This is a genomic window from Enterococcus sp. JM9B, assembly GCF_009933265.1.
Lineage (GTDB): Bacteria > Bacillota > Bacilli > Lactobacillales > Enterococcaceae > Enterococcus_C > Enterococcus_C songbeiensis.
Genome location: NZ_MAEK01000003.1, coordinates 176086 through 200281 on the forward strand (window position 1 = coordinate 176086; position 24196 = coordinate 200281).

General features: G+C 35.1%; 22 protein-coding genes. All 22 read right to left on the minus strand.

Going from position 1 to position 24196, the window contains the following annotated elements; translation table 11 throughout:
• Positions 1-63: 63 nt before the first annotated feature.
• Positions 64-693, minus strand: coding sequence for a response regulator transcription factor (locus BAU16_RS01190; RefSeq protein WP_048605000.1), 630 nt, complete (start codon positions 691-693; stop codon positions 64-66).
• Positions 668-1765, minus strand: coding sequence for a sensor histidine kinase (locus BAU16_RS01195; RefSeq protein WP_161526227.1), 1098 nt, complete (start codon positions 1763-1765; stop codon positions 668-670). The genes BAU16_RS01190 and BAU16_RS01195 overlap by 26 nt, the downstream gene beginning before the upstream one ends.
• Positions 1762-2493: a cell wall-active antibiotics response protein LiaF gene (gene liaF, locus BAU16_RS01200; protein ID WP_137605237.1), complete on the minus strand. Its 732-nt coding sequence runs from the start codon at positions 2491-2493 to the stop codon at positions 1762-1764. Before liaF ends, BAU16_RS01195 begins: the two co-directional genes overlap by 4 nt.
• 135 nt (positions 2494-2628) lie before the next feature.
• Positions 2629-3111 carry a transcription elongation factor GreA gene (gene greA / locus BAU16_RS01205; protein ID WP_048604997.1) on the minus strand — a complete coding sequence of 161 codons (483 nt, stop codon included), beginning with the start codon at positions 3109-3111 and terminating at the stop codon, positions 2629-2631.
• A 120-nt stretch (positions 3112-3231) separates the two neighbouring features.
• Positions 3232-4602: an endolytic transglycosylase MltG gene (gene mltG / locus BAU16_RS01210; RefSeq protein ID WP_161526228.1), complete on the minus strand. Its 1371-nt coding sequence runs from the start codon at positions 4600-4602 to the stop codon at positions 3232-3234.
• A 114-nt stretch (positions 4603-4716) separates the two neighbouring features.
• Positions 4717-5703 carry a hypothetical protein gene (locus tag BAU16_RS13635; protein WP_237579192.1) on the minus strand — a complete coding sequence of 329 codons (987 nt, stop codon included), beginning with the start codon at positions 5701-5703 and terminating at the stop codon, positions 4717-4719.
• Between the two features lie 48 nt (positions 5704-5751).
• Positions 5752-6663, minus strand: coding sequence for a GH25 family lysozyme (locus BAU16_RS13640; RefSeq protein ID WP_237579193.1), 912 nt, complete (start codon positions 6661-6663; stop codon positions 5752-5754).
• Between the two features lie 96 nt (positions 6664-6759).
• On the minus strand, positions 6760-9099 hold the full coding sequence (locus BAU16_RS01220; RefSeq protein ID WP_161526229.1) for a CDP-glycerol glycerophosphotransferase family protein: 2340 nt from the start codon (positions 9097-9099) through the stop codon (positions 6760-6762).
• Between the two features lie 76 nt (positions 9100-9175).
• Complete coding sequence (locus BAU16_RS01225; RefSeq protein WP_237579194.1) at positions 9176-12526, minus strand: CDP-glycerol glycerophosphotransferase family protein; 3351 nt, start codon at positions 12524-12526, stop codon at positions 9176-9178.
• Positions 12526-13365, minus strand: coding sequence for a dTDP-4-dehydrorhamnose reductase (rfbD, locus tag BAU16_RS01230; RefSeq protein ID WP_161526231.1), 840 nt, complete (start codon positions 13363-13365; stop codon positions 12526-12528). Before rfbD ends, BAU16_RS01225 begins: the two co-directional genes overlap by 1 nt.
• Before the next feature lie 48 nt (positions 13366-13413).
• The gene (gene rfbB / locus BAU16_RS01235; protein WP_161526232.1) at positions 13414-14442 is read right to left on the minus strand and encodes a dTDP-glucose 4,6-dehydratase; all 1029 of its coding nucleotides are present in this window, start codon (positions 14440-14442) and stop codon (positions 13414-13416) included.
• Positions 14443-14460: 18 nt separating this feature from the next.
• Positions 14461-15042, minus strand: coding sequence for a dTDP-4-dehydrorhamnose 3,5-epimerase (gene rfbC, locus BAU16_RS01240; protein ID WP_161526233.1), 582 nt, complete (start codon positions 15040-15042; stop codon positions 14461-14463).
• A gap of 2 nt (positions 15043-15044) precedes the next feature.
• Positions 15045-15914 carry a glucose-1-phosphate thymidylyltransferase RfbA gene (gene rfbA / locus BAU16_RS01245; RefSeq protein WP_161526234.1) on the minus strand — a complete coding sequence of 290 codons (870 nt, stop codon included), beginning with the start codon at positions 15912-15914 and terminating at the stop codon, positions 15045-15047.
• 25 nt (positions 15915-15939) lie between these two features.
• Complete coding sequence (locus tag BAU16_RS01250) at positions 15940-17442, minus strand: DUF2142 domain-containing protein (RefSeq protein WP_161526235.1); 1503 nt, start codon at positions 17440-17442, stop codon at positions 15940-15942.
• A gap of 384 nt (positions 17443-17826) precedes the next feature.
• Positions 17827-19146, minus strand: coding sequence for an IS1380 family transposase (locus BAU16_RS01255; RefSeq protein WP_003140845.1), 1320 nt, complete (start codon positions 19144-19146; stop codon positions 17827-17829).
• A gap of 292 nt (positions 19147-19438) precedes the next feature.
• Entirely contained in the window at positions 19439-19786 is a 348-nt protein-coding gene (locus BAU16_RS01260) for an EamA family transporter (protein ID WP_161526236.1), read from the minus strand.
• 10 nt (positions 19787-19796) lie between these two features.
• Complete coding sequence (locus BAU16_RS01265; RefSeq protein ID WP_161526237.1) at positions 19797-20570, minus strand: glycosyltransferase family 2 protein; 774 nt, start codon at positions 20568-20570, stop codon at positions 19797-19799.
• A 3-nt stretch (positions 20571-20573) separates the two neighbouring features.
• Positions 20574-20930, minus strand: a complete 357-nt coding sequence (locus BAU16_RS01270) for a DUF2304 domain-containing protein (RefSeq protein ID WP_161526238.1) — start codon at positions 20928-20930, stop codon at positions 20574-20576.
• Positions 20930-21667, minus strand: a complete 738-nt coding sequence (locus tag BAU16_RS01275) for a glycosyltransferase family 2 protein (RefSeq protein WP_161526239.1) — start codon at positions 21665-21667, stop codon at positions 20930-20932. The genes BAU16_RS01270 and BAU16_RS01275 overlap by 1 nt, the downstream gene beginning before the upstream one ends.
• Entirely contained in the window at positions 21657-22397 is a 741-nt protein-coding gene (locus BAU16_RS01280; protein ID WP_202621221.1) for a WecB/TagA/CpsF family glycosyltransferase, read from the minus strand. The genes BAU16_RS01275 and BAU16_RS01280 overlap by 11 nt, the downstream gene beginning before the upstream one ends.
• A complete protein-coding gene (locus BAU16_RS01285; protein WP_161526240.1) occupies positions 22387-23535 on the minus strand; it encodes a CDP-glycerol glycerophosphotransferase family protein in 1149 nt (382 codons plus the stop codon). Before BAU16_RS01285 ends, BAU16_RS01280 begins: the two co-directional genes overlap by 11 nt.
• A 315-nt stretch (positions 23536-23850) precedes the next feature.
• Complete coding sequence (locus tag BAU16_RS01290) at positions 23851-24177, minus strand: helix-turn-helix domain-containing protein (RefSeq protein ID WP_202621222.1); 327 nt, start codon at positions 24175-24177, stop codon at positions 23851-23853.
• Positions 24178-24196 lie beyond the last annotated feature (19 nt).

The window sequence follows — 24196 nt, forward strand, 5'->3', positions numbered from 1 at the left end:
CGCCTTTATTAACATTACCAGTATAACAAAGACCTCTCCATCTGACTACGGAGAGGTCCTTTTTTATTTCACTAACCCATGTTTAAACGCATAAATCGCTGCTTGCGTCCGGTCTTCCACTTCTAATTTCGATAAAATATTGGATACGTGTGTTTTGACCGTTTTCAGCGTAATAAATAATTCATCTGCGATTTCTTGATTGCTTTTTCCTTGTGAAATCAACATTAAGATTTCATGTTCCCGATTGGTAAGATCCTCATGCAGAATAGGTGTGCGACGAGTCAGCCGTTCCATCATCTTGGTAGTCACTTCTGGTTCAAGCACTCGTTCCCCCCGTTGTGTAGCACGAATCGCATCCGCAATTTCATGAGCTGTCGAGGTCTTCAACATATAGCCGGCTGCACCAGCTTCAATTGCCGGATAAACTTTTTCATCATCGATAAAACTTGTCACAATAATAATTTTGGCTTCCGGCCAATCTTTTAAAATAGCTTTTGTGGATTCGATTCCATCCATCACGTCCATGACCAAATCCATCAAGATGACATCTGGGCGTAATTCCATCGCTTTTTCATAACCGATTTCGCCATTTTCTGCTTCACCAACGACTTCAATATCATCTTGAATCGATAGATAAGAAGAAACGCCCAAACGAACCATCTCGTGATCATCCACGAGCAATACTCGTATCATTTTCAATAACCTCCTTCAACAGCGGGATCTTTATCTCAATACTCGTTCCCTGTCCTTTAAAACTAATAATTTTCACCGTACCACCAACACCATTGACCCGCTCACGGATATTCATCAAACCATAACTCCCGGCTTTTTGATTGCTGACGTCAAAGCCAACGCCATCATCAAGTACCCGCAGCAAGACATTTTGGTCCACTTGATGCAAATAAACTTCCAACTCATCAGCTTTTGCATGTCGCAACGTATTTGACAGTAATTCTTGAATAACACGGAATAATTGATCTTCAATCGCCGCTGATAACGGAATATCTTCAATTTCCCATTTCAATGAAATTTTTATTTTTGTTTGCAGCTCTTTTAATAATTGCTCGATTCCTTGACGTAAACTTTTCCCCTCTAAGGTTATCGGACGCAAGTGCAACAATAGCGCCCGCATTTCTGATTGTGAGGCGTTGATAATATCGGTGACCAACGCTAACTGTTTTCGCTGATTTTCAGGCGCTTGCGTTTTTTCTGCCTGTTCATTCAGTGCCGACATCATCATCATGGCAGCAAAAAGCTGTTGCGAAACGGAGTCGTGCAACTCACGGGCCAATCGATGCCGTTCTACCTCTAAAATCTCTTCTTTCGTCTGCCCATCAACCAGCTGCGGACGGCTGTTCAAAAGTTGCAGCTCAGAAGACATTTCTTTCATCTTTTCCGAAACCTTCGTAATGTCCGCATCAATTTCTTGAATATACCGATTTTCTTTTGAATGGGGAATAGCTTCCGAAAAAATAGTACTTTCATAATTGCCGCCTGCTAACAAGCGTAGTTTCTCTTCAATTCCACTATAGAACCTTTTACGAAAGACACTGATTAGTAGATAGGCAAGCAACCCGATACCCACCGAAATCGTGAGGATGTAAAAGATTATCGGGATGTAAAAAATTTTTGTTTGAAAGGTCAGCGCCCACCAGTTGCTCTGCCCGCTGGCATACAAAAAAGAAAAGTACAGTAGCATTTGAATCAAAAAAGCAGTGATTCCAATATATAGAGCCAACATTCCTTTGGTAATTTTTGCGATCATACACGGATCACCTCAATATCACCAAATAAGGTGTTTGTAATGACCTTGATTCGTCTGGTACTCTCATCATAATCTTCACTGTAGACTTTTAGGCTTTCATTTTTTAATGCGGTCTTTTCCCCTTCAAAGTTCACTTCACCTATAAATGTTGCATGCTCCAGCATCACACCCACACCTGAAGGAACCAGAACTCGCGTACGACCAAATCCTTTACGGATCAGAACAGTATTGTCTTTTTTAGGTAATATCGTATTGCCTAAATCAACGATGGTATCACCTGATAGGATATTGATGTTGATATCATCCCACTCATACACTTGATTACCAATTCGTTCATTGCCTACCCATTGTTGCTTGATTTTTTCTTGACGATGACTCCGTGGTTGATCTGTTTCAACAATGATCATTTGTTTTTTTCGCCAAAAAGCATTTTTCGTCAAGTCAATTCCGGAAATTTCAAAACCTTTTAGGCCGATAAAGATCACCGCAAATACTACCATAACCCACAAAGCAGGACTGTTTAATAAACTGATAAAAATCGCCAGACAGCCAATAACTAATAAAAAATTATTTGCATTGGTTTTTTGCTTGCGCTTATAGGCTGTGTAAAGGAAGAAAATACCAATTATAAGCAGGATCAATAGCGGTGGATTGCTTATAATCTGCCAAATCGCAAAAATAAACAACAATGCCTCAACTACAATGAAAAAACGCCATGGATTATTCATCTATCCACCCCCATTCTTAATTCTATCTTATCATATCGCATTCTTAACAAAATAAAATCGGTCTGTAGTCTGAAACAAACCTGTCTCTTAAAAAAGCTGGAACAGCATCTTTTGCTCTCCCAGCTTCTGCAATGACTATTTTGTTTGAGCCACTTCAACGATTTTTACTAACATATCTCCACCAGGTGTAGCAATCGTTACTTCATCATTGACTTTTTTGCCAATCAACGCTTGAGCGATTGGAGAATCATTTGAAATCTTTCCAGAAAATGGATCTGCCTCAGCACTGCCTACGATCGTATATTCTTCTTCTTCTCCATCTGGTAATTCAATAAATTTAACAGTTTTTCCAAGGGATACTTCATCTTTATCAACACCTTGGTTATCAATAATCTGTGCAAAACGAATCATATTCTCTAATGTTGTGATCCGACCTTCAACGAAAGCCTGTTCATCTTTTGCTGATTCATATTCCGAGTTTTCGGATAAATCGCCAAAGCCACGGGCGATTTTAATTCGTTCAATAATTTCGCCACGTTTGACCGTTTTCAATTCTTCTAATTCTTGTTCTAATTTTTCTTTTCCTTCTGCTGTCATAGGATATACTTTTTCTACCATATTAATAATCTCCTTTGCTTCATCTAAAAAAATCGCAAAAGGTAATCTTTTGCGAATAAGTCCACAAAAGATTACCATGCTTTCTGCTAAATGTAAATAACATAATTGATAAATAATTGATTAATTATTTACATATTTCTCTACTAATTCCATGTGCTCTTCATAGGTTTCAGCGAAATAAACTTCCTTCGTATCAATGTCTGCAACGAAATAATAGTAATTATTTGCTGTTGGTTCCAAAACAGCTTCAATCGATTGTTCGCTTGGGCTGTCAAAAGGTCCCGGACCGTATCCAGTGTTAATATAAAGGTTATACGGTGAATCCGTTTGTGTTTCGGCAATCGTTACGACTTCTTTATGTTCACCAATTGCGTAAAGAATAGAGATATCTGATTGCAGTGGCATATCCGTAGCTAACCGATTGAAGAATACTTGTGCAATATTTTTACGATCCACTTCTTTTTCTCCTTCTTTTTCAACAAGTGAAGCTAACGTCAGTACTTCTTGCACCGTCATATCTTTTTCTTTGATTGTTTCAAAATACGGAGTCAGTACCGCATTTGATTTATCAACCATTTGCGTAACCATCTCTTTAAGTGACGTTCCTTTGAAATAATCATAGGTTGCTGGGAATAAATAACCTTCCAGTCGATAGCGAACATTTTCCGCTTTTGCCGCACTATCCAAAAGATCTGGATATTTTTTATGCAGTTCATCAAAGAAAGCTTGATCTTTCATCAAGGCAATGAATTCTTCTTTTTTGATTTTCGTTGCTTTGGCAATAGCATCACCGATTTGCTCAATGTCATATCCTTCTGGAATTGCTAATTTTGCATCGACACCAGCCGATCCTGCGCCACCTTGCTGCAAAGCTTCACCGATGTCATCTAATGTCATATCTGGTGAGAATTGATAGCTACCTGCCTGGAATCCTGTCAAATTATTAAATTTCGTATAATAATTAAACACCATACCACTTTTAATAACATCTTTGTCCTCTAAAATTTCTCCAATTGCTTTATTGGAGGATCCACTTGGAATCTCTACGGAAATTTTTTCAGAACTATCCGGGTCTAATGGTCGTAAACTGGCTGACACATACCGATAAACGGAGAACACCAATATTCCGCCAATCACTAATAACGCTAGCACAACGACCGTAACGATTTTATTAACAATTCGGTCTTCTTTGCGCCGCATCACCTTACGCTGTTTGACATCACTTGGATCTTTACTATCAACTATATTTTTTTCTATTTTATTTTCTGTTTTCTTTGCCTTTTTTGGCGTAGGCTTTTTTGAAGAGCCAGCAGGTTTGCTTCTTCTAGATCCCACTGATTCTGATTGATCTTGCTGATCGTTATTTTGGGCCATGATTTTTTCCTTCTCGGCATCCTTTAAAGCGCCGGTAGTATTACTTGAATCTGAATTATTCAGAGAATTTAATATCTTATCTTTAAATGATTCTTCCTCTGGATGTTGTTTAGACAAAAACAACTCCTCCTTACTTTCGTAGTACTAGCTTGTACTATTATACACGAAAGTTTGGAGGAGGGGAACAGGTTATTAGATTTAGATTTTTTCAGTATAAATTAAGTTAATGCCTTAATTAATTATTTTACATGCATTAGCATTAATGTAGCCGTACCATTTTCCACTAGTTGAATATAACGAGTAATAGGTTCCTCCATTGATATGATTGTACTGACCGCGAGCAATAAAAGTCTCATTTAAGAATTGGGAGGAACTATGTCTTTTTTTCCAAGAAAAGTTTGACCATAAGCTATAATTTTTACTTTTTATTTGAACTTTTGAGCCATTTCTGATGTAAATACCTTCTGCACCAGATGCCTTTTCAGCCCCAGTGGAGTTAATGTAGCCTTGCCAACCTCCATGATAATCGTAAAGGGAATAATATATACCACCATTGGAGTGCTTATAGCTAATTTTAACATGGAATGTATCATTAAAAATTGAATCAGAATTTCTTATTTTTTTCCAACTGAAATTTTGCCATATTGGAAAATTCTTCTTATTTATTGTTATATAAAAATTTTCGTTCAATGCAGGCCCTTGTTGTATATTATCTTCAGAACATCCCCGTGCATTAATATATCCTTGCCATTTTCCATCCGTATCATAGAGAGACAGATAAGTTGCTCCATTAAAATGAAAATATCTTCCTTTAGCTAATAATTTTTTGCCAACTATTTTTTCAGAGGTATTTCGTAAATTCCAATTGAAATCACTCCATGTATTATAACCTTCTCTAGTTACAGTCACATATTTCCCATAACTTCGCCACACACCAGAACGTTCTGTGCTAAGTATCCCAACATTTGACTCAACATACCCTTGCCAGACATCTTTGTTATCATAAATAGAATAATAGGTTTTTCCATTTGAATGATTGTATTTCCCTTTAGCTAACAACGTTTTATTAATCAGATTGTTTGTATTCCCTTTGACTTTCCAAGAAAAATTCTGCCATACTGATGAATTGGCTTTTGTCACAGTTATATACTGATTTAAAGGAATATATGGACCTTGAGGCTGTATATTACTAAACTTGTTTGCGTAATCTGATGACATATCAAAGGGATTCGTAATTCCTGGATAAAATACACGAGATGTCCATTGCTATGCCCCATAAGCTGTATAAAGTTGTGTTTTTGATGGATTGTATGGGTATGCTGCCACCCATACATTTTTTTCACCCAATGTTTTTGCGTTTATCCGGCCTTCATTAATCCAATTTAAGCCAATATAATGTTGAATATTCGAGTATCCTAGTTGTTTCAATCGATTGGCAAAAGCCTGAGAGTTTTGTGTATGGTTTTTATTGTCCTTGATTTTTGGTTCTTCAATATCATTGACCATAATTGCTGATTTAGGTAAACCCAGTTCTGTAGCATAATTAGCAAAATATTCTGCCTCTTTAATGGCTTCCGTACTTGTTGTGAACCAACTATAATGATACGCATGCACGTTTAGCCCCGCCGCTTGCGCATTTGCAATTTGACTTGCTGCATAGGGATTTCTATAAGTTGTATACTCAGTTAATTTTACAACAACAGCTTTCACACCATTATTCTTCATAAATTGATAATCTGAAACACTGATTATTCCATTATGTGAAGACACATCGATGAAATCTTTTGTTGGTGTATTTGAATTATTATGTGCAATATCAGGTAATGTCAATACAGCTGCCCTTGCACTGCGCCGGATAGTTGGTTGGATTACTTCATATAAATCTGACCTACTTACATCTGATGGAAATGCTTCTAACGAAATCTCAGGTAATTCTTTGGATTGTGAATCTTCTGTTGCTATTGTTGAAGAATCTGTAGATTCTACCGATCCTTCAGTATTCTCCACTATAATATTACTGGAGGAATCCATTCCAGAAGAATCATTGATTATTTCATTCGATTGACTTGAAACTTGAACTGACTCTGTACTTTGCATATCTTTCTCTTCAGCAAGTACGGCATCCGCAAACATAAAAGTACTAATAAAAAATACAGTAACAAAAAACTTTTTCTTCATCGTCACTCTCCGTTTTCTCTTTATATATCAATCTTACCTTAATCAAGCATAAAAGCCAATTTTTTATGCACAGTATAAGTCTAAGTGATTCTGGACTTATTGATTATATTTGCTAGTTTGATCTTCGATAAATATACCTTCCCATTTTTGGATGGCATTTTGTTTATAGAAGGTGTAATCAAAATTAGTTCTTTCAATTGGTTTTTTTACAAAATTTTCCATACCTTCTATTAATCCGGCTATGGAATTGTCAACAACTGTTACTCCTTCTGCTCTGTTCTTAGCTAAAATATCTATTGTTTCAGCAATATTTGCCATAATAACAGGGGTTCCAACCAATAAAGATTCAATTACCACCATGCCTAAGCCTTCATATCTACTACTAAAAACAAAACTGTCAGCTTGTCTTAAAATATTATACGGATTCATTACTGTATCGAGAATAAATATATCTTTATTTCTGACACTTTTTTCTGTAAGTGCATATATATTGTGCTTCTCAGGACCATATTTTCCTATAATAACCAATTTAGAAGATTTATACTCTAAAGACTCAAAAGCCTGAATTAAACGATCCAATCCCTTCTGCCTCGAGAATCTGCCAATATTTATGAATACTAATTCTTTATCATTATTGAGAGCACTTATTAATTCTTCAGGAATTTTTTCAGTAATTTCTTTTTTTGAATCTACAATTAATTTATTTTTGTTAAATAAAACATTGACAACCGTTGACTTTACCGATGGTACGATTTTATCAATCTTTTTTTTAATCATTTCTGACACACAAATAACATTCTCAGCATTCCTATATGCGTTAAAAATAATTTCTTTTCTTAAATATTTATTTAATTGAAATTCTTTTTCCATATCTGTATGAACAAAAATGGAGGTTTTTATTTTTCTTTCCTTTAATGCACTTACCCACGTGGCATAAGATCTATCATAGCCAGTATAATGTATAAAATGTTTAATTTTTGCGTTTGGAAAGAGACGATCAAATTCCCTATTGTACATTCTAAATATTCTTTTTTCAAAAACAAAATGTTCGTTCATGTACAGTAGCGTATTTATTGATTCAAAGAAAGAGCATTGTAATTTCCCAGCACTAATAAATGTAAATACTTCATTGGGAAGGCCTTCAATTTTATACTCTACATCTTTGCCGACATCTAAGTCTCTCCATGTTAATATATAGTTACGCGAATCTAAATCAACGGTTTCTAATAAATTAACCAGTGAAGAGGTTATACCATTATCTTCGAATTTCCCTGCATAAATTAAAACGTTTTCCTTACCATTCCAATTTTTTTGAACGCTTATTCTTTTGTTTGAAATATTCTCAATCAAATAATTAATGATAATATCTTGCCCATTTAAACAATCAACAGGAGCATATTTAGATACTAATTCTTCATAAGAATAACTAACTTTACTTCTTAACAATTTAAATAAATTCTTAACAGTAGCTGCTTTTTTAAATGGTAATGAATCAATACTTTCATAGAGTTTCCGCGTAGCTATATATTCCTTTTCATCATATGTGAACAAAATGATTGATCTTTTAGTTAAAAAGAAATCAAACATGATAGAAGAATAATCTGTCACTAATTTTTCAACTGTTTGAAGAAATTCGTAAACTTCAGTTTCTTTTGGAAAGAGCTTAATGTGGTTAAATTCACTCTCCTTAAGATTAACTACGTCTGCTTCATATGGATGTAACTTCACATATAACTCTTCTTTATCACTCAATAGCGAATCCATTTCTAATAGAATATTCTTCAACTTATCTGAGAATTGATTGTCTGATGTCTTTTTATCTCTCCATGTAGGCATATATAAATATCTACCCTTAACAACTTTATTCATTTCAAATAGCGGAGCATTTCTTGGTGATGGAGCAATAACTAATTCATTGTTAATGATATCTTTAATTCCAAAATCTTTTCTTAAGATATCTCCTGTATATTTATTGTTTACGAATATTTTATCGGCACTTGCTAAATTTCTTTGAACATTACCATATCCTTGAACTTGTGTTGACTTACCTAAGCACTTCAAGGGTGTTCCGTGCCAAAAAATAAAATATTTTTGTTCCATTCTCTTGTGAAAAAAACTCCAAAATGAGGTATCATTAATCAATATTTTAGAAGTAGCAAGTAGTCTTAGGTAATTTTTACTCATATGAACTACAATATTTTCTTTAAAAATTTCAGGAACTTCTTTTCCCTTTTGCAAAGCTATATAAAATTTTATTCTTGGGAATTTTTCTTTAAGCTTTTTAGCGATATAATAAATATGACCTGAAATTTCTTTTCCATGTGCAGATTCAAGAAGCACAGTATCACGTTGTATTTGTTGTTTTCTATATTGTAAATACTTTAATTCTTTTGGAGTCATAATCTGTTTTTTTACTTTGTCAACATATTTTTTCATCCATGATCCTCCTAAAAAAAGCTGTATTATTTTATAATACAGCTCTTTTTGTAGATAATAACTTCTTTAAAATCTATCACGCTTCAAAACTGATTTCTTTATAGAAATTATTAATTGCCCCTTTATTGTATTCAATATAATCAAAATGATTAAACGACTTTTTCTCTTCTATACTTCTAACCAAGCCATTATAGATAGCATCCACATCTGTACCTTTTGTTAAAAATCCGTACTCCTCGTTCTTACCTATCACATTAATATTTGCGGGAATATTCGATGCAAGAATTCTCATTCCTAAAGTCAGAGCCTCAAGCAGTACCATGGGTTGCCCCTCATAAAAGGAGGGGAGCACAAAAAGATTAGTCTTTTCGATAAATCTGAAAGGAGTGTTAATATGTCCTAAAAGAAAAACAAATCCTTCCTGTTTAGTTTCTATTATTTTTTCTTTCAGTTCGTTTGCTAAAGGTCCCTTTCCCAAAATAAACAATCGGCTTTTAGGAAACTTCAATCTAAATCTAGCAAAAGCTTCTATAAGTTGGCTTTGATTTTTTTCAGGGGATAAGCGCCCCATTGTTACTATATTTATATATTTTTCATCAAATTTAGGAACCGCCTGATTCAATAGATCCATTCTTGGAACTTGGTCTACTTCTGTTTCTTTCATAATATTCAGTTGAATCAGTCGTTGAAACTCTTCTTTGGAAATAAGTGTGACATTTTCTTGTCTTGTATAACCTAATGTTGAATAATCTGGTAATACAAGCTTGTAATTCATTTGGCTGTCTATCCAATTTTCTTCAATTATTCTATATGGATTTCCAAGGTAATCTTCTGAAATAGGAAGCAATTCTGCCATTGTTGAATTTTCTGGATCACTCCACAATGTGATATCTTCCTTATTTTGAAGAATTCCATAAAGTTCCAAATTTTTTATTTTTTTTGAGTATTTAATTGGCTCTTCATTCTCCAATTCCTTTATTCTTCTATAAAAATAGGTATTTAAAGGAGACCATTTATTTAATTTGTGTATTCTTCTCAATGGTTTAGGGGAAACCCACCCAATATTTTTTCCATTATACTTTATATAGAAGTAACGCCCAAGATTTGTATATGCGATCCGGCTGAATTCGACGTACCGTTTAAAGAAAGGTTTAATATAAGTTACTTTTGCTTCATCTTTATGTCTATAGTCCAAATCTTTCCACACCACATAATTCAGATTGCAAGAAACAGTTGCAAAACCATGTACATCTTCTACATTCAAAACTTCTAATGGTCGTCTGCAAAAATTTTTTTTGTCACTCCACCCATAATATTCATCATTTATTGATATTTTTACAAAATCCTTATCTTCAAACTGATATTCTGCATAACTAATTATTTTATCTGTTGAAGATATTGTTTTTAAATAAAATTTACCTTTCGCAATCTCCGTTAAGTTTTTAAATATTTGTATCTCTTCATTATTTTCGGACATAAGACTAGTTTTTTTAGTAATGAGTTTATTTTTTTCTTCAGAGTCTATACTTGTACTTTTCAATATTTTTTCAATATTTATAGTATTTACAACATAAGACATTTGTTCTGCAGTCACATAATTTGAAAGTTTTTTAAGATTCACATCTCGTGTCATAGGTGAAACACTTACTAATTTATCAAACTTAAAGTATATGGAGAACAAACCATTTAAATCCCTTGCCATAGGCTTCACTCCATTTATTTCTCTCTGAGAATCTGCCATTAAATCATTATGCATAAAAGCAACATATTTTCTCGCATTTGCTGATAGGATATGACGCCCCCAAAAATAACTATATCCACTAAAATCGATTGAAACATCAAACAATATACCTGCAGTTAATCGTCTCATCTCTCTTCTATAAGCAATCTCTGGATAAATTTTCTGATTATTTTTTGGTACCCCTTTATCAGCTAATTTCTTATTGATAATTTTTTCTTTCCTAGTAAGAATGTCTCCCCCAAACCTGAACAATGGTCTGACATTTTTATTCATACTATTTAAGTTATTGGATATCTCTTTCTCTCTATCCACATTAGAAATAATGGTCACATCATATTTGTCATAGTCAATATTATCAATTAGATTTAAAAAGCTTGTCGTTATTCCATTGTTTCGCATTCCACCAGGAAATATAAGTAATTTAGTTTTAGCTGATTCTAACTTGACAACGTTCAAATTTGATGAAGATTTACCCCTGAAAATATATTCTACATACCTCTTAGTAGAATTACCATCTTCATATGGAATCATTCTTTTTGAAAGAGCTTGATAGGCATTTTCATATTCTTTCTGATAACTATTAATATTTTTCAGTGCATCTATTAATTCATGAATATTTTCAACAATAGGTCCTGGCAAATCCGAATTTTCTAAGTACATCCCTCTATTTTCTAAATAAATATCTTTATCCCATACATAAAATATAATTGGCTTCTTTGTTACTAAAAAATCAAAAAAAATGCTTGAGTAATCAGTAATCAATATATCAGTAACTGATAAAATTTCATTTGCATCAATATAATCTGATACCAATATATCTGAGATTCTTTCGTCTTCAGAAGCAATTTTATAAATAAAAGGGTGTACCTTTAATAATACATTGTATTCCTCATTAAATGATTTTTTTAGCTCACCAATTTCCTTAACAATCTGATCTAAATCATCATTCGCATCATTTACATTTTCACCTTTCCAAGTGGGACAATATAATAAGTTCGGTAACTTTTTATTTAAAACTGTCCCAAAAAGTTCTAGCTTATTAAATACATCATTTTTAATGCTATTCATGGTTAAATCGATTCGCGGATATCCAGACTCAATGATTTCCCCCGGATAGATTCCTTTCAACTTGTAACTGTCGGAAAAAATGTTCGTTGTATGCGAATTAGGTGATAATAAATAATCTGTCATTAAAAAATTTCTTAAAACATTTTGTGAATGTGATACTTTACCTGGAATATCAAATCCCATATGTTTTAAGGGAGTACCATGCCAAGTATTAATATACACTTGTCCTTCTCTTTTGGAAAAAAATGATTCAAAAGTTGAGTTAGTAATCAGATATTTGGCTTCTAATAAAGCATCTACGTATTCAATTGAACTTCGCTCAACAAATTTGATCTTTTTTTGAATACTTTCAGGAAAAATTTTAACACAATCTGAATCTAAACTTTCAATAATCCAAATATGTTCATAATTATTGTATTCTGGTGTACTTATTAAATAATTAAAAATAGCATAGGGAGAATCCACAATAGAGGAGCCATCTCTCGTTTCATAAACAATCAAATTATCTTTGATTAATCTATTCTCATAATTCTCTGCATAGTATTCTCTTAATCTTGTATATTTTGATGGGAAAAATGTTGTTCCAACCTTTTTTATCTTCTTATATGCTTGTTTCATCAAACTAATTTTTCCATCCTTTCTAACGCATCTTGCCAACTAGGAATCACAAAGCCTAATTTCTTCGCCTTGCTTAAGTCCATCACCGAATACTGGGGACGCTTGGCTTTTTGCGGGAATTCTGCGGAAGTAACGGGTAAAACCGTCACGTTTTTTGTGTCCTTCAAAATCTCTTTGGCAAAATCATACCAAGAACAAACCCCGTCATTAGACAAGTGATACACACCAAAGGGAGCCTTCTTTGCAATGATAAAAGTCATAAACTCCGCTAAGGTTCGTGTCCAAGTCGGACGGCCAAATTGATCATTGACCACCGTCAAGGTATCTCGAGCCTCTGCTAGTTTTTGCATCGTAAAGACAAAATTATGCCCGTACTGCCCAAAGACCCAGGAGGTACGGATGATGTAATACTGCTCCAAAATTTCTTGAATCGCTTGTTCCCCCAGTAGTTTCGTTCGACCGTATTCATTTTGAGGATTTGGGGTGTCATCCACCTGGTATTCCCCGTCTTTTTTGGTTCCGTCAAAAACATAATCAGTACTGATGTACACGACTGTCGCCCCTATTGCTTTGGCTGCCAAGGCTACATTTCGAGTGCCTTCTACGTTTACCTGTTCGTCTACCTCTTTGCCTTCTGCTTCTGCTTTATCAACGGCAGTATACGCAGCGCAATGATAGATAAGTTCTGGTGCTAGTTCTTTGATATAAGTCATCGTCGCTTGAGCATCGGTAATATCCAATTCCTGTGCATCGGTAGCGACAAATTCAAGTTCCTGTTCTTGCAATAAATAGCGCAGTTCGGTCCCTAATTGTCCGTTTCCACCAGTAATTAAAATCATCTGATCCATCCTTTCGAAAAAAGCAGGCGTGCGCCTGCTTAACGCTCTTTATTGTCCGTTCTTTGCATAATTGGCTTCAACGGCTTGTTTTTCTGCCTGCCACCACTCTTGATGCTCCGTATACCATTGAATCGTATCTGCTAAGCCTTCACGAAAATTCGTGAATTTTGGCTGCCACCCCAGCTCTTCCCGCAGCTTTGAGGAATCAATTGCATAGCGCAAATCATGTCCGGCACGATCTTTGACTTGATCATAAGCCTCTTTGGGTTGTCCCATCAGTTCTAAAATCAATTCCAATACCGTCTTGTTGTCCTCTTCGCCATCGGCACCGATTAAGTACGTTTCACCGATAGTTCCTTTGGTCAAAATCAGCCAAACCGCCGAAGAGTGGTCATTGGTATGAATCCAATCTCGTACATTTTTCCCATTGCCATACAACTTAGGACGCGCACCACTGAGGATATTCGTGATTTGTCTGGGAATGAATTTTTCAATATGCTGATAAGGTCCATAATTGTTGGAACAATTGGAGATGGTGGCTTTCAAGCCAAAGGATCGCACCCATGCCCGCACCAATAAATCCGATCCTGCTTTGGTCGAAGAATAAGGACTTGACGGATTATATGGTGTTTCCGCAGTAAATTTTTCCCCTTTGCCTTCTCCGTGACCAGGCAAATCTTCCCGTAAAGGCAAATCCCCATACACTTCATCCGTAGAAACATGATGGTAGCGAACACCATATTTTCGGCAAGCTTCAATCAAGGTATAGGTTCCAATCAAATTGGTTTGAACAAACGGAAACGGATCTTTCAGTGAATTGTCATTATGAGATTCTGCCGCATAATGCACCACGGCATCTGCTTCCTTCACAAGGTTTTCCACCAAAGGGGCATCGGTAATATCTCCTACGACGAGTTTCACACGATCTTCTGGTAAGCCGGCGATATTTTCTTTGTTTCCTGCATAAGTCAATTTATCTAACACCGTGATTTGAACTTCCGGATGATTGTTCACCACATAATGAACAAAGTTCGAACCAATAAAACCGGCACCACCGGTTACAATGATTTTTTTCATTTGCTTGAACTCCTTTCCTTAAATCTCACCATAGATAAAGGGATTTTCTCCCTCAAATTCTTGTAAAGTAGGGTGCTGCTTGTCCTTGTCGGAAAGAATTGCTTTTGTTACATCAATCGGCCAAGCAATCGCAAGATTGGCATCGTCAAAAGCAATCCCGCCATCGGCCTGGGCGTTGTAATAGTTGTCGCACTTGTACAAAAAATTCACATTCGGTGTCAAGGTCACAAACCCATGGGCAAAGCCTTTAGGCACCAACAACTGACGATGGTTATATTCCGATAAAAGATAGCCTTCCCATTGGCCATACGTTGGGCTGCCTTTGCGAATATCAACCAGAAGGTCCCAAACCACTCCGGTCACCACGCGGATTAATTTTGTTTGTGCCGCTTTGCCTTTTTGAAAGTGTAATCCTCTTAACACCCCCGGTTGTGTGGAAAGAGAGTGGTTGTCTTGAACAAACTTATGCGTAATACCGGCTTCTTGAAAATCCAGCTCTGAATAGCTTTCTGTAAAAAAGCCGCGATGATCGCCAAAAACAGCCGGCTCAATAATCTTGACATCCGTCAAATTAGTTTCCGTTACCTTTAGTTTACCCATGCTTATGCCTCACTTGCTAAACGGAGCAAATATTGTCCGTATTGATTTTTTTTCAATGGTTGTGCCAGTTCGATCAATTTTTCTTTGGTGATATACCCCATTCGATAGGCGATTTCTTCCAAGCAGGCAACTTTAAGATTTTGTCGTTTTTCGATTGTTTCAATAAAGGTAGATGCTTCCAGTAATGATTCATGGGTACCGGTGTCTAACCATGCAAAGCCCCGCCCCATGACTTCAACAGAAAGCTGACCTTTTTCCAGATAGGCTTGGTTGATATCCGTGATTTCCAATTCTCCACGAGGCGATGGTTTGATTTTTTTCGCGATTTCTACCACTTCGTTATCATAAAAGTAAAGACCTGTCACCGCATAATTTGATTTTGGCTCTACCGGTTTTTCTTCGATCGAGATGGCTTGCATTTGGTCATCAAATTCAACAACCCCAAACCGTTCTGGATCATTTACATGGTAGCCAAACACGGTGGCACCCGTTACTTTTTGCGCGGCACGTTGCAGCATTTGTGATAAGCCGCCACCATAATAAATATTATCGCCTAATACAAGACAGACGCTGTCATCACCGATAAACTCTTCTCCAATGATAAAAGCCTGGGCCAAACCATCCGGGCTTGGTTGTACTGCGTATTCAATATGGATCCCTAATTCATTCCCATCACCAAATAATTCTTGGAATCTTGGTGTATCTTGTGGTGTTGAAATGATCAAGATCTCACTGATCCCTGCCAACATCAAGACGGACATTGGATAATAGATCATTGGTTTGTCATAGATGGGCATTAGTTGTTTTGATGTTGCTTTGGTTAATGGGTACAGACGCGTGCCTGAACCTCCTGCTAGGATTATTCCTTTCATATATAAAACTCCTTTATCGATATTATTAATAATATATTCCAATTCTACCTGCTATTGTCCAAATTATTAAAAATATCATCACAGATTGCAAAATATAATCACTATATTTATTTTTTTTAAAATCCCCAATATATTTTGACACGTTGAAAACTATTGGAAGTATCATTATTATTCCAAAAAAATACCGCCCTTGAACACCTGAAATATAGTTTGCACCGACTTCTGTCCAAGTCAAATACATTGATAGATATATTAGAATCAAAATAATCATCGAAATTATTATAATCCCCAATTTTGTCCATTTACTTATATTTTTTTCAGGAAGCGGATATGATAGTAAAATCCCAAAGGACACTAACGTAATCAAGCCAATTTCATTAATATTTTGATTATCCCAAGCAAATGCTGATAACTGGGTATACTTTGTTATAGTTCCAAAGATACTTGTAAACAACGTACTTAGAAACTCTCCGGTGTTATTTCTTATAAATTGAATCTGTTGGGCCACATCAACATTTCTAGTTGTTTCTAATCCAGTTATTCGAGAATACAATATAAACCAAATTCCTGAAATAGTAATCACTAATAATATTGAAATCAGCATTACTAAATAAGTTTCCTTGTTTTTAAACTTATTAAACGGAATAAAAAATATCAGCCCGGCCAAAACTATATAGGGTAATTTAGTGAATGCTAATAAGGCACATAGAAATCCAAACGAAGCTATATATTTCCAATTTAATTCATAGTTCTCTAAACTAACCATGCTTAGAAACAACGCAATAACAATTAAAATTAGCCCGTAGCTAATAGCATCTTGATTGAAAGAACTGCTAATGTAGATAGCCATCGGTTGTAAGGCAAAGAAAGAAACAAAATTCTTCCATTTTTTAGAAATTTTTACAGAAATATAAGCACATAAAGCATAAAAAAGTGAATTAAAGATTCTTCCTAAGTAAAACATCACTCCAAGATTACCCTTAGATAAAAGATTACCTACCTTATAACCAATTACACTTGGAATGTACGAAAATGTACCATACGCATTGGTTACTGGAACTCGAAATTGATATTCTTTTTTTACTTCATGTTTATATTGAAAAAGATTGGTTTCAAACGTATTAGGTAAAATTTTTTCCCGTCTTGTTAGATATTTAGAAATTGTTACTAAATTTTCTACATCTTTAGTAACATAGTGTTCTTTTTTTTCATTAGACAAACCTAAATTTCCTTCTGATATATATGCAGTTCTCGTAAAGTGAGCTGGTTCATCCCATACTTCAAAAACCGGAGATATCAATGAGAAGATAATTCCAAAAGGCACTGTAACTAAAAGTACATTTATTTCAGCTTTATCGGACCAACAAAATATAATAAATATTAATACTAGTATAATTACCAAAGCGGGTTTTACCGGTAGATATTCAAATTTTTTTTGAAGCCAAAACAAGAAAAAAGTTCCTATAATCGTAAAAATGTAAAGATGCAGCCTTTTTTTCACTCTTTCTATCCATATATCATTTAACATGATGTCTCCTCCATCGTAAAGTCTTTTATCTATGTCAATTAATCTTCTTTTAAATGGTAATAGCTTCATTTTTGCCTTATATTATCTGTCATGAACATTCTTAGTACTTGATTATTATCATTTTATTTGCTTCACAAATATTATTTCAAAAGTTTCTTTTCAAATTAATATATACATAATGAACCTGAATAATTCATAGCTCTAAATTTAAGCTATTTTTTTGAACAAAGTGCCTACATTTAAATTAGGCAGATACATTCTTCCAAAATAATGTGTTTTCGAACAGGATATATACGGAAGAAGGCTATAATAAAAATTATTTGTCTATTTAAGGGCAGACTGACCCCTTGGAAAAATAGGTTAAAAATTTTTACGATAACTAGCCTAAATCCATTGCCTAGATCGCCGTAGGCGTTCAAAAACCTTATAAAATTCAGTTTGATACACATGATAACTCGACAGTTTGAGATAGACTTGTCTACCTGTTTTAACGAGTTTTCCGGCAACTTTAAGCAATGTCAATCGTATAGAATGAATCGTCATCCCCCGATTCACTTGTTCAAATCCAATGGTCTTTAAAAAATTGACGAGGTTGTAAGCCAGGACACTGATCATCATTCTGACATGATTTTCCAGGAAACGCGGACTATCTGTTTTGTCAAAATAAAAGCCTGATTTCGCTTCTTTGATGAAATTTTCCATTGTTCCACGCTTGCCGTAAAGAGAGAATATGACTTCAGGCGAGACATTATCGGATAGATTCGTCACAATGAATGCGTGGTGAAAAAGAAGCTCTCCTGCTTCACGGATTGATCGAATACAAACGCGACGGGGTTTTGACCAGGATTGTGCTTGATAAGGGAGTGAAAAATACTGTATTTCTCGGTCTTCCCATTTTTTATTATCCCCATAAAGAACAGAGTGTTCAGCTAACTGACTTAACCTCCGATTGCTCTTTAATCGGATAACGTACTGGCTTTCAGTTGCTTCACAAGATTCATACACCTCTGGTGTGGCGAAGCCGCTGTCACCCCGAACCAATATCTCGGTATGAGGTAACGTGCTCTTGTAGTGGTGTAACAGCGGGTCGATAAAGGCTTTTACCCCTTTAGACGTGTACTGATTGCCTGAACGCAGTTCAGCTTTTAGGAAATCTCCGGTCAATCCGTCAAATGCAACTAATGGGTGATAGCCGTAGGTTTGATAATGGGCATTATAATCTGTTTGTTCTTGGCGTCCAAAGGTATCCGAATGTGTGGAATCGACATCAATGATTAACTCGGTGTCATTGCGAATCAAACGCGCTTTATCAATCAGCGACTGATTTAATGCTTGGAGTTGATCCATGTTCTCCTCGGTGAAACGATCTAAAAACCGTGAGATTGACGATTGTGAGGCCAACTCTTTTTTACCGAGTACAGCTTGAAAGACTGGATCCTGTCTTAATAGATTAGCTGATGAGTCTGCCGAGTACCCAGCAATTAACTGCATAATGAGTTGTTCTAATATCGCTAAGTTATCATGTGTGAAGTAAACACGTTTGTCTTTAATATGGAGCCACTGTTTAGCTACGTGTGAAAAGTCGAAGGTATTCATCACCTCTTTAACTAAGACCAAACCCGAATCACTCGATAAGCGACCACCTGTATGTGAAATAGTCAAATTTGAATTGAATTTTACCTGGTTTTTGTGTAAGCTAGTCATGAGAAGAACTCCTTTCTTATGGTTGGTTTCGACACCTTTACCATATCAGAATGGGGTTCTTTTTGCATCACTTAACAGGTGAAAATGAAAAAGTAAATGAAGACTGCCGTTAGGCAGTTTCAGACGGTTTGAAGTCAAAGTATGAATTATTCAGGAATGAAATTCTATGCTACGTAAAAGATAAGAAACATTTTTTAATGTTTAAAATGATAGACAGCAAATATTCTGGTAATTAACAGCTTCAACCACTGGAATAGAGTCCTAAAAAATGTCCCTAGTAAATAGTATAAGATTACTTTATATTTAATATAACCGCTCCGATGATAATCAGTGCAGCACCAATAATTGTTGTATATGACATAGTTTCATGAAGAATAAAATATGAACTAAGTAATACCGCCAGGTTTGTTAAGGCTACGCCCAAAGGTACAATAAAACTAATATCAGTTTTTGAAATAATATACATCCACATCAAAAAGCTGACCATATAGCAAAGTAGTCCTAGTAAACTTAGCAAAGGTATATGAAACGAAAAAGCTGATTTAGCCAAGTTGATGGAGATTCCTCCATTGATTGATCCTAGCTTAAACAACACAAGTCCTGACGTTGACAGAATAACATAAATAAAAAAAAGTATCATAAGTATCTCCCTAACTATTTGTATTTTGACTTTTTACATAAAACTTCATTAAAATTGAAGCAATTATATTGGGCCAGAATTTTTTATACATTAACATATCTTCATTAGTACGTGTATTATCGGAAATAGTATTAGTTGTTTCCGATTCCTCATGTATTCTATGATACATTAATTTTTTATCAATATAGTTGAACGCTCCGTTTTTTTTCCCAATTTGATACCATGCCAGCCAGTCCAACGACACTTTCATACTTTCACTAAACTTAAAATCTTTAATTTTTTTTAAGTTATACGTCACTGCTGGACAGCAAATAGGATTTCCCAGTGCAAGAATTCGATTTCTCCAAATTTTTGATTTTGGAAAAAGGTTCATAGCCTTCAACATTAAGCGTTTAATTTTTAAATTTTTATTTTCTTTAATTACTCCGCCATTTTTCCATTCGTCGTAATCAGGAAAGGCAATCAGGGTGTCTTCATTTAAGACAGACTTAATATCTTCCAGATATTCTGGATAATAAAAGTCATCTTGATGTGCAATAGTAGCAAATTTAGTATGGACAAAAGATAACGCATTATTCCAGTCTTTACCGATTCCTCCCCCATCTGAAGTGAAAAAAGGTATATCATAAGTTCGAGATAAATTCTTGATATATGGGTTTGGAGTAGAACTATATAGAATAACATTAGACTTAATAGTTTGATCCATTAGTGATTTTATACATTCTTCGAGATACTTGCTCTCTTTATAAGCACAAATTACAAAAGTATGATTTTCAAAATCCATTTATTATTTCTCCCTCTTATCACTAGCATTAATTTCAGACTTTAAAATTGAAAAATTCTGAATCAATTCATTAATTTGTTTTCTTTGCTGAGAAAGTTGCAAAGATTGGAGCAAAACTAAGTATAGTAAGAAAAGGATAGCAAAAAACATCAGAAAGTTTGATGTTACCTGAAATCCTAAAAAAATAGCAATAGACTCTGGAATCTTTGGAAATAGCGAGAATAAGACCCATATGATTCCAAATAACAACCATACGCTAGCATTTTTTAACAAGAAATTATTTTTATTTATACTACGGCAAATAAAATATAAGAAAAAAACAGCAATAACAAGCATAATAATAAAAAACCAATTGATCATTAATCATTCTCCTTCATAAGTGCAGATACTAATATAGCAGAACATACATCAAGCATATATCTGACAGATTTAATAGGAGTAATAGAAGATTCTCCACCTATTCTTTCAAACATATTGACTGGGACTTCTTTGACTTTATATCCACGTTTTAATACATGTACTATTGATTCTGGCTCAGGATACTTAATAGGGTACCTTTCAGAAAAATAATTAATTATATTTTTGTCAACAGCTCGATAGCCAGATGTTGTATCATAAACCTTTTTGTGAGTTACTAATTTTATGAAAAAAGAAAGTATTTTTATTCCCAGTCTTCTCATGAAAGATGTTTGAAAAGTTGAAGTACTTGTCTTAATGAATCTTGATCCCACAGTTAAATTGGCTTCCCCATTAAAAATTGGCTCTAGTAAATTTTCTAACGAATTTATATCATGTTGTCCATCACCATCAAATTGAATTGCTATATCGTAATCCTGCTCCTTAGCATATTTATATCCGGTTTGGACTGCTCCGCCAATACCTAAATTTGTAGTTAAAGTTATTGTGTTTACGCTATTTTCTTTCAATAAACTTTCTGTTCCGTCACTTGACCCATCATTTATTACAATGTAATCAAAATTATACTGTGATTCTTTTCTAAATTCTTTAATTTTTTTTATTGTTGCTAAGATACTTTCCTCTTCATTGTAAGCAGGAATAATTAATAAAATCTTTTTTTCTCTAACATTATTTTTCAACTTTTAAACTCCTCATCTTCCACCACAAACTTTTTATCACAAAGACCGGCAATTGAAAGATCCGACCGATCCGGGCTGGATTGCTCAATGAACGATAAAGCCATTCTAAATGGTGATCCAAATAAAATTGTGGTGCTCGTTTGACATGACCGCTTAATACATCGAAGCTGCCGCCGACATCTTGAAAAATCGTAGCGTCCACTCGTTTTATATTACGCGCCAACCACTGCTCTTGTCTAGGAAATCCCAATGCCACAAATAAAAAATCAGGTGATGCTTGATTGATCCGGTCCACCACCTCATCTTCAGAAAGTGCGGTATAACCATCGATAGCTCCAACGATCTTCATAGCCGGATACTGCTGTTGCAGATTAGCCACAGCATCTTGCAAGACTTCCGGCTTAGCGCCATAAAAAAAAGCGCTGCGGCTGTTTTCATTGGCGTATTCCAAAAATTTTTGCATCAATTCAAACCCGGCTACCCGTTCTTTGATTTTGCCGCCTGTCAACTTTGATACAAGTACGATCCCGATACCGTCTGGGATGCGGTGGGTACTTGATTTGATAAATTCAACGACTTCTGGAAAATCTTTCGATTGCGTCGCGATTTGCGGGTTGACGCTGATGGCAGACATTTTCTTTGATGAATCCAGATAACGGGGCACATCTTCTAATATATCTTCATACGTCAATTGATCCACGGGTATCCCCATGATCCATTCATGCTTCATTTTCTTCCATCCAATTCATTAATTGTTTCATTGCATTTCCTTTGTTGTACTGATTCCAAGTCTGATCGAATCGATCAAGATCCACTGCTTGCATATTTGCTGCTTTTTCCAAAAGCTCATCGAACGTCACAGCCAACGCTTCAGGCAAGGCATCAAAAAAGCCATCTTGTATCCCCACCGTCTTCTGATACTCTTCAAGATCATAACAGAAAAAGAGCAGTTTTCCTTCTTTGTTGGCTAACGTATATTCAAATGGTACCGAAGAATAATCGGTAATCAGACAATCGATCGAAGGCAGCATCTCTTGCAAAGTAAGGCCTTTAAAATCAGTGATGACTGCCGGATGCTTTTCAAATTTTTGCTGTAAAGCAGGATCATGGGGATGTGCTTTGGCAAACAGCTGCCACTCATCTCCCAGTACAGCAGCTAGTCTTGAAAAATCGATAGGATTTTCATTCTCATTCTCTCGATAAGTAGGGACATATAGGAGGCTTTTTTTATTTCCAAAGCGCTCTTGGAATTTCTGTTTTGCCTGTTTCAGCCAAGCTTCATCAAAATATCGATCTGCCGGAAAATACCCAAACGGCAAAAATTCCGCATTCGTCACGTGATAACTCTTTTTGAAAATCGTTGCCATTTGATCTGACGCCACCACATAATGAGTCAATCGATCATAAACCTGCTGATAACGATCCTGATCCTTTTTGGTACTGTTTTTCGCGTAATTGGCTTCTAAACCGAATGTTTTGACGGCTCCGCCTGCATGCCAGATCTGGATGACTTTAGTAGAAGGCTCAAACATCATCCCCCCTAAAAAGGCAAAATAATTATCACAAAGGATCGTTGAAGCACCTTTCATCAAAGGAATGCTTGACAGCAATTCACGAAACGAATCTATCCCATAAATCAAGCAGCCTTTTTTTTGATAATTTGCTGCTAATTCGTGACTGTTCTCAGTATAACAGACCACTAAACGTGATCCGTATTTTTTATATAATTCCGACAAAACCCAGCGGCTTGTCGATGGAAAGCTAAGCAGAAAAATAATTTTATCATTTTTTTCAGCTGGGCGTTTGCTGCGTTGTTCAACTAAAAAAAGATAAAAAGATTTCATGCCAGTTAATAGGACATTTTTCATTGAAAACCTCCCTTGTGCTGTTTCTTATTTTACCTGAAACACCGCTAAAAGAAAACAATTGTAAAGAAACTGTCTCCTATTCGTAAAATACTATGAAATCAATGTTTCGAGGTGATAATTTAACTATCAGTTTAGATGTAGTTTAGACTCATCAAATACTAATCCGATATTAACCTTTTTGCAATATAACTATCGAGATAAAAAGCAAAAAACAAACACTAAAAAAATAACATTTAATAGAAGAAAAATCAAATCGTGTGGGCGCAAAATAGAGTTAAAAAAGCTATGTCATAATCTGACATAGCTTTTTGTAATTTACTTATTTAATTTTTGCGTTGACTTTAAGAGCTGTAAAATCAACGTTTTCTGCTCATCAGAAAGAGATAGATAGATTTCGGTAAGTTCTTTGGTATCTTTATCGGCTGGATCAATTAACGCAAAGAAGCTTTCTAAGCTTATATCTAATACACGAGTTATCGAGTGAAGTGTTTGAATACTAATATTCTTTTCTCCTCTTTCAATAGAGCCAATGTGGTTTGTGGAATGTTTCGATAGTTCAGCTAATTTCATTTGCGACAAATTCTTTTCAAGTCTTAACTTTCGAATCAGACTACCAATTTTTTTATTCAAATTTTTAGTCACTTTATTCCCTCCCACTCTT